We start from the raw sequence: 11498 nt of genomic DNA on the forward strand, positions 1-11498 counted from the left end.
TACCAAATTCAATTTGAGGTTTTGTTCAACCTGATCTTGAAAACGTGCCAGCCATAGAGGTCACTTAATTATAATTTTGTTTGATTTTTTATCGATTGGAACAAGAGATCTCCCTGGCTCTCTTCAACCAACAAATTCGGAGAGCCAGGGTAAACAAAGTTCTATTGGGTCAAAATCTCGTTATTCAGCCAAAATCAACACATCATCGACTGCGGCTTCCACCAAGCTCGCTGTGCCTGCATCGGCGGCTTCAATTAAGATATAAACCGTTTGGCCGGCAAAGCTGCTGATGTCAACGTTAACAAGCTGCCAGACTGCATTCACATTCCTGGCTGCCCCGAGTTTTTCAAACACGGTTTGTGTTCTTGTGCCTACTATTTTTACACGGAAGTAATCTGCTGACGATGAATTTGTGTAATGCGCCAGGTAATAATAGAAGGAAAGGGTCAGCTTTTTGTTGGCGGGCAATAGGATGTTAGGAGAACGAATGCTCGTCACACCGCCATCGAGATCATAGCTACCTGCGTCCGGGCCTGCAAGAGGCCCTGTCACCAAATCATAGGAGCCGCTGTAAGCTGTGAGTTGCTTGTAGCCCACATAATAAACGGATTGTGGAATGGCGCGCTCCCAATAACCCAGAGTTGCGGTATCCTTTCTTGAAGGATTGCGAATCCAGCCTTTATTTGTCTCAAAATCGTCGAAGAAGATGGTCTCAGGCCCCGCCGATTCAACGGTAATACTGACAGTTGCTGGATCCGAATCCAGTTCACCATCATTCACTTTGAAAGTAAATGTATCGCTTCCAACAAATCCTGTATGTGGTGTATAGAGCAGGTTTGGAGCTGTGCCCGTCAGAGTACCGTGTGAGGGTGGATTGAAAACGGAATAAGTCAGCGAATCACCATCAACATCCGAACCGACCAAAAGAATCTCAATTGCAGTCCCTTCTTGCGTAGTGACACCCTGTGATTCAGCCACCGGCGCATCGTTCACTGGCGTAATCTCCAGACCGATAATTGCCGGGGAAGAGGACAAAGCTCCGTCGTTGACGCTGAAGCTGAAACTGTCAAGTCCATAATAATCTGGATCGGGTTTGTAGGTGATATTTGGCGGCGTTCCAGTTATTGACCCGTGTTGAGGGAGGTCCACCAGTTCAAAGCTCAGTGGATTGCCTTCTGGGTCAGAACCGGTCAACGTAATGAGTAGCTGTCCATCCTCTTCCAGAGTCAGATTTTGTGGATCAGCAACAGGAGGTAAATTCAGTTTATCAGCCGTGATTAAAACATCATCCACCGCCGCTTCTATCAGGCTACCAGCGCCCTCATCTGCGGCTTCGATCAGGATGTACACCGATTGACCGGCAAAGCGGCTGATATCCACGTTCACAGGTTGCCAGATCGCATTCACATAGGCCGCTGATGCCAGCTTTTCGAAAACGGTTTGTGTGCTATCTCCAATGATCTTCACCCGGAAGTAATCTGCAGACGTGGCATTGTTTAAATGCGCCAAGTAATAGTAAAAGGAGAGTGAAAGCTCATGATTGGCAGGTAACTGGATGAGAGGAGAGCGAATACTGGTCACACCTCCGTCCACGTCATAATCTCCTGCACTGCTGCCCGCCAGGCGTCCAGTGACCAGGTCGTAAGATCCGCTAACCGGCGTTCCGAGCTGGGTGACGTAATTATTGTAAGTAGCACGCTGAGGAATGCCTCGTTCCCACAAACCCAGTGTGGCAGTGTCGGTGCCGTTTGGATTCCTGATCCAACCTAAGTCACTCTCAAAATCATCCCAGAAAACTTGGGCCGGCCCGGCTGAGTTAACGGTGATCTTGATCGTGGCAATATCTGAGTCAAGCTCGCCATCATTGACATTAAAGGTAAAGGTATCTTCACCAGTGAAACCAGTTTCTGGGGTGTAAAGAAGATTTGGCGCAATGCCACTCAAACTGCCATGTGCTGGAGGGTTGATGATGCTAAAGGTCAGTTCATCTCCGTCCACGTCAGAGCCTGTCAGGGTGATTTCTAAGACTTCATCTTCATCGATTGTGAGGGATTGGTCGTCAGCCACCGGTGCATCGTTGACCGGGTTGATGGTGATGTTGATTGTGGCGACTGCGGAATCGACGGTCCCGTCGTTGACTTTGAAGGTGAAGCTGTCTTCGCCATAATAATCTGCTTCAGGGATATAGGTCAGGATCGGGGCGTTTCCTTCTAGGCTGCCGTGATTAGGGCTGGTTACAAGGATGTAATCCAGGTCATCACCGTCCACGTCAAAGGCTGTTAAGGTGATCTCCAGGGCAACGTCCTCATCCGTAGTGAGAGACTGAGCATCAGCTAATGGCGGATCGTTGACCGGGTTGATGGTAATCGTTACGGTAGCCGGGTCTGAAGTGAGCTGACCATCAAAAACTGCGAAAGTAAAGCTATCCTCGCCATGATAATCGGGGTCAGGAGTATAGGTCAGATTAGGCGCTTCGCCACTCAAAACCCCGAATGAAGGATGATCCAAAATCATGTAGGTGATTGGGTCATTATCAGGATCAGAGCCGCTCAGCATGATGTCCAGGGGAACATCCTCATCTGTTGTGAAAGACAGTTCGTCAGCTTTCGGTGGGTCATTGTGATCCATAACAGTGATTGAGACCAGGGCTGGGTCGGAGGTGAATTCCCCGTCGTAAACTACAAATTCAAAGTTATCTGTCCCGACATAACCAATATGTGGTGTGTAGGTCAGCTCAGGCGGCTCACCGTTGAGCGTTCCGTGGATCGGATCGGAAACAATATTGAATGTCAGCACATCGCCATCGACATCTGAGCCCGTTAGCGTTATTGTCACAGACTTGTTGCGGTTTGTTTGCACCAGTTGATCGTCAGCAATCGGCGCATCGTTGATCGAATTGATCGTGATACTGACTGTGGCAACTTCTGAATCAAGAATTCCATCGTTAACGATGAATGTAAAGCTGTCCTCGCCGTTGAAATCCTGATCCGGGGTATAGGTCAGGTTTGGTGCATCGCCTTCCAGACTGCCGTGAGCAGGGTTATTCACAATGGTGAAGGTCAGATCATCGCCATCTACGTCAGAGCCCGTCAGTGTGATTTCCAGTGCTTCATCTTCATCGGTTGTGAGAGACTGATTGTCTACCACCGGCGCATCGTTGACCGGGTTGATAGTGATGCTGATTGTGGCTACTGCGGAATCGACGGTCCCATCGTTGACTTTGAAGGTGAAACTGTCTTCGCCATAATAATCTGCTTCAGGGATATAGGTCAGGGTCGGGGCGTTTCCTTCCAGATTGCCGTGATTGGGACCGGTTACAAGGATGTAATCCAGGTCATCACCGTCCACATCAAAGGCTGTTAAGGTGATCTCCAGGGCAACGTCCTCATCCGTAGTGAGAGACTGATCTTCAACCACCGGTACATCGTTGACCGGGTTAATGGTAATTGCCACGGTAGCAGGGTCTGAAGTGAGCTGACCATCAAAAACCATGAAAGTAAAGCTGTCCTCGCCATGATAATCAGGGTCAGGAGTGTAGGTCAGATTAGGCGCTTCGCCGCTCAAAACCCCAAACGAAGGATGATCCACTATCGTGTAGGTGATTGGGTCATTATCAGGATCAGAGCCACTCAGCATGATGTCAAGCGGCACGTCCTCATCTGTACTTAAGGACTGCTCTTCAGCCATTGGTGGGTTGTTGACATCATCGACAATGATCGTGACCAGGGCTGGGAGCGAGGCTGCCTGACCGTCAAAGGCGGTGAATTCAAAACTGTCTGTTCCGCTAAAACCAGCATTTGGGATATAGGTCAGCTCAGGCGGCTCACCGTTGAGTGTTCCGTGGAATGGGCCGGAAACAATATGGAATGTCAGTAGATCGTCGTCGACATCTGAGCCTGTTAGCGTGATTGGCAAAGACCTGTTGCGGTTTGTTTGTACCAGTTGATCGTCAGCAATCGGCGCATCGTTGACCGGGTTGATGGTGATGCTGATTGTGGCAAGTTCTGAATCAAGGATTCCATCATTAACGATGAACGTGAAGCTATCCTCGCCGTTGAAATCTTGATTTGGGGTATAGGTCAGGTTCGGTGGATCCCCTTGGAGGTTGCCATGAGCGGGGTTATCCACAATGGTGAAGGTCAGATCGTCCCCATCAATGTCAGAACCCGTCAGGGTGATTTCCAGCGCTTCGTCTTCATCGGTTGTGAGGAATTGGGTATCAGCTACCGGTGCGGAGTTGACCGGGTTGATGGTGATGCTGATTGTGGCGACTTCGGAATCGATGGCCCCATCGTTGACTTTGAAGGTGAAGCTATCTTCGCCATAAAAACCAGGGTTAGGAGTATAGGTCAGATCAGGTGCTTCGCCGCTGAGCAATCCATTTAAAGGAAGATCGACAACAGCAAAGCTGATGGAATCTCCATCGGGATCGTAGCCTGTAAGTGAGATCGATAAAGGCTCACCTGCATTCGTTGTTAATGACTGCGGTTCAGCTACTGGTGGCATGTTGGTGCTGGTGAACACCCCCTCGATCAGCACATCATCGACTGCTGCTTCGATTAAGCTTCCAGCGCCTTCATCGGCTGCTTCAATTAAAATGTAAATTGCCTGCCCGGCGAATTGGCTGATCTCAACGCTCTCAAATTTCCAGACTGCATTAACATAAGATGCCGTTCCTAATTTTTCGAACACGGTTTGTGTGCTGTTGCCCACAATTTTGACGCGGAAATAATCCTGGTTGTTGGCATTGTTTAGATGCGCCAGGTAGTAATGGAAAGAGAGAGTCACATCAGCATTCGAAGGCAAGTTGATTATTGGTGAGCGAATGCTGGTAACACCGTTGTCTACGTCATAATCACCTGCACTGCTACCCGCCAGACGTCCAGTGACCAGGTCGTAAGATCCGCTAACTGGCTCTCCAAGCTGGGTGACGTAATTATTGTAAGTAACACGCTGAGGAATGCCTCGTTCCCATAAACCCAGTGTGGCGGTATCGGTACCGTTTGGATTCCTGACCCAGCCTAAATCGCTCTCAAAATCATCCCAGAAGATCGCTGTTGGACCGGGCGGGTTAACGGTTATGTTGACGGTTGCAATTTCCGAATCAAGCTCACCATCACTGGCGATAAAGGTAAACGTGTCTTCCCCAGTAAAGCCAGTACCCGGTGTGTAAAAGAGATCCGGTACGCTACCACTCAAACTCCCGTGGGCTGGTTGACTGATGACGGTAAAGGTGAGATCGTCGCCATCCACATCTGAAGCGCTCAATGTGATTGCTATGGGCATATTGAACCCGGTACTGACGGATTGATCATTAGCAACCGGCGCGTCATTGACCGGGTTGATGGTGATGCTGATTGTAGCTGGCGCTGAATTAACTTTCCCATCGTTGGCAATGTAGGTGAAACTGTCTTCGCCGTAATAATCTGCATGGGGAGTATAGGTCAGGTTTGGTGCTTGTCCGGTCAAAGTTCCGTGTGAGGGTTGATCCACTATAGCAAAGCTGATGCTGTCGCCATCGGGGTCTGAACCAGACAGCGTGACAGCGAGGGGAATGTCCTCGTCCGTTGTTAGAGATTGGGGATCGGCGGTGGGGGGCTCGTTGTGACTGCTTGTCCCAATCACCTCTAACTCGACCTGATTAACCGAGCCTGTTGTTCCTCTGGTATTATCACAAATGAAGACCGTCCATTCACCAAACGCTGGTTTGCCGTTGAAGCTATCCAATGAACCATCCGGGTTGGGGCTAACTATGCGATCGAAAAAAGGTGCAGCGACGTTGTCACTTCTGTTATTGTTAAGGGGGTTGGTTGAACTATCATCAACCCAGACATCATAGTTCGCATAGGTATCGGAGCTGTTAGCGATAATTGTGGTCGGGGACGAATCAGTTGGGGATTTCAATGTGACCCTGATCTGCCCACGGCGGGCGTGGGTGATATTCAAGCCTAGGTTCACATCGGTGACTAGAATGTCTTCGTCGATTGTAAAAGTTCGGGTTACCCCATTCCCGAGGGAACAACCATTGTCAGGAATGGTTGATGTCACAGTCCAGGTGAAACTGTCCGTTGTTGAATTGCCATTATAGTCCCACACTCGCACCTGGATGGTGTGTTCTCCAGGTTCTGAAGGGAAAGATCTCTTGCCGCCGGGTATGAATCCCAGGTTGATGTAAAAATCTCGAGCAGAGTAATTGCCCTTGGTGGAGTTGGGAACAAAAAAGTCGTGCAGGTATAAAGTGTCAGAAGCACCACCCGGCAAGTCGTGAAATTCCCAGACTGTGGTCCATTCGCCACCGTTAATAGAGAATTCTGTCTTATAGGGGGGTAAATAATAAACCGGGCTCTTGAACAGGTCCCTGGCACGCACATACAGCCCATAATCGCCTGAGGCGGTATTTCCGCTGACGATCGTGTTTCCGTTCAGCAAGCCGATTGCATGGATTTCAGGTGCTTGATTGTCCTCCAAGGGGATGTGAAATTCCAATGGATCGAGGTAAACGTCTCCGGCGGCAATAATGTTCAGGTGAATGTGATTGAAACGATAACCGAAAGATGTAACCGTCCAGTAGACAATGTTCCCAATATGGGTATTCGGTGGGACATACCCTCCTGTACTTGGATTGGCCTTCCATTCGTTGAATTTGTCGAAAATCATTTGAGGGATCGTGTTCCGGTCAATGTGGTGGTATTGCCAGACGTAACCCTCAGAGTCAAGAATGGCGACCTCCCAATACAGGGCATTACCGGGCTGATAATTCTCAATATTGACGACCTGACCTCCAGACCGGGTGAAAACCTGTGTGCCATTGGGGGCGATCATATCAATCCCATGGTGAAAATAAGCCTGACTGATTCCGCTGCTGTAATTTTGATAGGACTGGATGACATGCCCCATTTGATCAACGGTGAATGGCCAAGCATATTGCGAATGTGGACCGTTTGGATCACCCGTGGCGATGCCAAAAGAAGCCTCGCGGGTTGCAGTTATTGCTGCAATGCTTTGATTGGCAGAAGAATGGCCGCGATAATCCTCGAGATAGTCTTCGCTTCTTGCCTGTGCGATCGTAATCAAATTGCCCGATAAAAGCGAGAAGATCATCACCATTAAAGTCAATTTGAAAAATATACGACTATTTAATTTTTTTCCAGATTTCATGATCATTTCTCCAATAAAAAGTAATCTAAAAACTATTATTTGTGGTCAGAAATCCCTCAGAAAACAAGCTAAGGTTTTGTCTGAGTTTTCTAAAAGACCGATCATTCTTTTATATGTTATGATAAAAAGTATCCATGTTCCTTCTTTCTCTAATCAAATTGCTCCGATGCCGATACCATGGGCGATTTGTGCCCCAATGCCTGAAATAAAAATTCCATCCGGCGACTTGCACATTTGCCGCCGTGAAGTTTTAAATTATCCCAATGTGCCAGCCGTATTCCAACAATATGTTAGAGCGTATTATTGTTATTCATCATTTAAGCGATATGGTTTGAGTGCGCTAATCATATTGAAAGGCGCCAAAACCCATATTCATTCTCCACTTACCTGGCTTCTTGACCGATGTGTCGTGAAGAAGGCGACGGAACAAACCGTTCTTCCTTGATCCTGGCACATTGACAGGATCACCCGTTTTAATACTGGCTAAGACACTTCTCCAAAGAATGCAAGATCTATGCCCTTTTCAGATCATCTCGCTCTTTTTTAGCCAATCAGTGAGACAAGAATCAACCCTTAACTGATATTGTTTAACAATTGATGTTAATCTAACCCGAGAATTGAATTTCTCAGTGCTTTAGAAACATAAAAGGTTGCACACTTGGCGATGTGCAACCTTTTCTTGTGGCTAAATCGAACTATTCTGCTTGCCCGGGTTTTTATTAAATCTTCGCTTGCATTTCCACTTAACCGGACACAGTGCATGGAGGCTATGAGCAAACGACCAGATGCTTATGACCATCATGATTTCGTACTTTTTACTCCACTATTGAACATCACATCTGCTCAACTTCTGCTTCCAGTCCGAAATTTACTCCTTTTACACTTCGATCAATACAGGCTTAATGAAGGATCATCGGGATAAAGTTAAGAATCCCGCTCCTGACCTCAATTGGGCCAAATTCTTCTTCCAAGCCTGACCGAGTATCGCAATCCAGCCAGTAGAAATACAGTTTGCCAATGGCGATATCCGTGTCGAGATATTCGAAAATCTTTGTGTCAATTAATGGTATGGGGCGATCGTTTATTAAAATCCGCTCGCCATCCGCAGATTCAGCACGATAGAGATTAAAGCCCATGAAGCTGTTAAGATCAGCGGTTTCCCAGGTTATTTTAATCACTCCATGTTGATATTTCCCTGAAAATGAAACCAAATTGACAGAGGTGGGGTTGCCCACCCAGATGTAAACGCTTTCAGGTTCAGAATCAACAAAGCCATCATTGGCAACAAAGCTGAAGGAATCTTCACCAATAAAATTCTCTTCAGGGGTATATATCAAGGTTGCACGAGATGGGTTTAAATCCTCTAATTGTCCATGTGAAGGACCGCTGATTATCCTGAAACTTAACACATCCCCATCTTCATCTGTCCCACTCAAAGTTATCGAAACAGGTGTATTCACGGTGGTTTGAACAGTTTGTGGCAAAGCTATCGGTGGATGATTGGTAGGATCACCATGATTGAAACACACCTTGAGTGTGGGCGATTGATATGAGGCGTGCTCTTTGGAAGCAAAGATTAGGGTGTCATCGCCAGAAGTCGTGGGTTGGATTGTCATCCCATAATTATCTAGCGATTTATTGACCCAGCTCTGGACGACATTTACACCGGTACTGTTGAGGGTGATGGTTCTCAGACCGGTGGAGCTATAACTGGTTGAAGTTGCGTTCCACAGGTTGTTGCTATCGCGGTCAACTGTTGTGCTTTGGGCGCCAGCTTGACCCCAGGCATTGACGCCGTTATACGTACTCCAATTAGCACTTGAATTGCTTGATGTTCCGGTTGAGTTTCCTTCGATCCAATCCCGCTTCAGATAGTAGAGGTTGAAAACTGTATTGGTTGCCCCTGTGACTCTGAGGATGATCTCAGCACTGGTGACCTGGGCGTCTTGCGGAATACTGCTCAGATCCCATTTTAGCAACGAATGCAATGTTCTTGAGCCTGTGCTACGAGCGTAAATAGAATCATATCCACCCCAATTATTCGTTACATTGGCTTGTTGAAGGAGCGTGTCCGCTTGTACTGGAATTTGAACACATTCATCGGGTTCATCGGGTGTGAATTCATTGATCCAGGTGAATGAGCTGGCGGTTGAATTCCCGTTGTAATCCCATACACGAACTTCGATTGTGTGCTCCCCTGGCGCAGTCGGGAACTGATAGCGGCTGCCGGGGATGAATCCCAGGTTGATGTAAAAATCCCTGCACGTATAATTACCGCAGGTATCTGGGACGACAAAAAATTCATTCACATAGGTATTGATGTTTGATCCGCCAGGCAGGTTATGAAATTCCCAGGTGGTTACCCAACTCCCGCCATCAATGCGGAATTCGGTTTTATAAGGAGGCAAATAAAACACATTGCTGAGGAAAAGATCGCGTGCACGTACATAAAACCCGTAATTATCAAATTGTGTTGATGCCACAAAATTTCCAGCGGTAATTCTGCCATTGGTCAGCAACCCAATTCCTAGAATTTCTGGGTCCTGGTTGTCTGCTAATGGTACATGAAATTCCAGGGGATTGATATAAACGTCACCCGCAGCCAGGATGTTCAGGTGAATGTGGTTGAAGCGGTAACCGAAAGATACCACCGACCAGTAAACAATATTTCCAATATGGGTATTCGGTGGGACATACCCTCCTGTACTTGGATTGGCCTTCCATTCGTTGTACTTATCGAAAATCGATTGGGGGATCGTGTTCCGGTCAATGTGGTGATACTGCCAGACATAGCCTTCAGGGTCAAGAATCGCCACTTCCCAGTACAATGAATTGCCGGGCTGGTAGTTCTCAATATTGACGACCTGGCCTCCAGACCGGGTGAAAACCTGTGTGCCATCCGGTGCGATCATATCCATCCCATGGTGAAAATAAGCCTGGCTGGTTCCGCTGCTGTAATTTTGGTAGGACTGGATGACATGCCCCATTTGAACAACGGTGAAGGGCCAGGCATATTGCAAATGTGGACCGTTTGGATTACCCGTGGCAATGCCCTCTGATTTAGTCTGTATCTCATACCCCTCAAGGCTTGCTTCAAGCTCCTGCTGCACAAAGATCGAATTGTCATCCGTTTTTAGTTCGATGTCAGATGTAGAGTGAGCTTCGGGGGTAACAACAATTTGTGGAAGAGTCAATTCATGATCAACCCATAACGTTGCCTCAACCGGATTGCTGATCAGAATGGGTGTTAAAATGGCGATTAACAAAATGACAAATATGAAAAGTCTTCCGAGTGATAATTTTTTGTGTGTTCTGGGGGGGTTGGGGTTCATATTAATTGCTCCTTCTAAAATCGTTCCTGTTTTGTGTTGATACACATTCAGATTAAATACAAAAAATTGTCAACCTTATTCCACTGGAAATATTTCCCCGAATGCAAAGAAGGCACGATTGCCAGCAAGGTAAAACGAACAGGTCGCTTGCTATGAAATTTCGGTTGGTGTGACATTGCACTCTGTTCCTGAGAAAAGGAAAACAATTTCTTACTGCTTAAATTTTAACTACAAACAATATTTAAGCAAGGGTTTTTTAGACCATTATCTAACGAGTTTTGTAAAAATAATGAGGATAGGGTGGTTTGGATGGATAATATTTAGTGAAATTCAAATATCATAAAAAAATTTTGCGTAACCTAAGCTGTGATTAATGCAAAAACCATGATCAGCAATCAGACAAATATCTAAACCGAATTGCTAGGTTAGACCAACGTCTGGCATAAGGAGGGTGAAATCAGGATAGGTAATGTTTGAAGCTTGGAATTCGTTTTATCAACTGATAAATTAAGCTGAACAACCGTGGGCTGGCTGAAAAGACCCGTGAGCGCCAGGCAGCCAAGCGCCCCAGGAATTTGTAGACGGGCTGATCGGCGCGGATTTGCTGACCGACGCGCTCGACAGCAATCACCCGCCCGAAAATCTCGCTTGGCGGAAAATATCCGTCGACATTGTTAGCGCGGTCGCCGCGAATCAACAACCAGCGGTCTTTCCCTCTTTTTTGAGTCTTAATCACCCTGTGGATCAAAGGTTTGCCACCCCCGTTGACAAAAAAAACCACATCACCGAATTTGATCCTGGATGGATCTGCAGGCGCTAAGAATAAGGTGTCTCCATCGCGGATTAAAGGGTCCATGCTGCCTCCCTTGGCGGTGAAGCGCAGCGTTCTTCCAGCGTCTAATAAGTCAATGGCGATGGCAGAAAATGCCTGTGTATCGCAAGAGAGGTTTTTTTCGGTAATCACGATGTTCAAGTTTACCCCGTTATCGATATATCGTGAAGGGATGA

Annotated in this window: 4 protein-coding genes; 1 reads left to right on the forward strand and 3 read right to left on the reverse strand. The window is 47.1% G+C overall.

Features of this window, described 5'->3' with window-relative positions; all coding sequences use genetic code 11:
• Window positions 1-180 precede the first annotated feature (180 nt).
• Window positions 181-7158 (reverse strand): Ig-like domain-containing protein, encoded by a 6978-nt coding sequence (locus CFX1CAM_RS05375; RefSeq protein WP_162287656.1) that lies wholly within the window; start codon window positions 7156-7158, stop codon window positions 181-183.
• On the opposite strand from CFX1CAM_RS05375, the gene CFX1CAM_RS11365 reads away from it, so the two are divergent.
• On the forward strand, window positions 7157-7603 hold the full coding sequence (locus CFX1CAM_RS11365; RefSeq protein WP_157891735.1) for a hypothetical protein: 447 nt from the start codon (window positions 7157-7159) through the stop codon (window positions 7601-7603). The two genes, CFX1CAM_RS05375 and CFX1CAM_RS11365, sit on opposite strands and share 2 nt — an antisense overlap.
• A 454-nt stretch (window positions 7604-8057) precedes the next feature.
• Here the strand turns inward: CFX1CAM_RS11365 and CFX1CAM_RS05380 are convergent, their stop codons facing one another.
• Complete coding sequence (locus CFX1CAM_RS05380) at window positions 8058-10490, reverse strand: DNRLRE domain-containing protein (protein ID WP_087862031.1); 2433 nt, start codon at window positions 10488-10490, stop codon at window positions 8058-8060.
• 457 nt (window positions 10491-10947) lie between these two features.
• Window positions 10948-11454: a signal peptidase I gene (locus tag CFX1CAM_RS05385; protein ID WP_231941017.1), complete on the reverse strand. Its 507-nt coding sequence runs from the start codon at window positions 11452-11454 to the stop codon at window positions 10948-10950.
• Window positions 11455-11498 lie beyond the last annotated feature (44 nt).

The organism is Brevefilum fermentans, from assembly GCF_900184705.1.
Taxonomy (GTDB): domain Bacteria; phylum Chloroflexota; class Anaerolineae; order Anaerolineales; family Anaerolineaceae; genus Brevifilum; species Brevifilum fermentans.

Bases quoted from the DNA above. Each gene is read 5' to 3' on its own strand.
- CFX1CAM_RS11365 (WP_157891735.1), top strand. From the start codon at position 7,157: ATGATCATTTCTCCAATAAAAAGTAATCTAAAAACTATTATTTGTGGT.
- CFX1CAM_RS05375 (WP_162287656.1), bottom strand. From the start codon at position 7,158: ATGAAATCTGGAAAAAAATTAAATAGTCGTATATTTTTCAAATTGACT.
- CFX1CAM_RS05380 (WP_087862031.1), bottom strand. From the start codon at position 10,490: ATGAACCCCAACCCCCCCAGAACACACAAAAAATTATCACTCGGAAGA.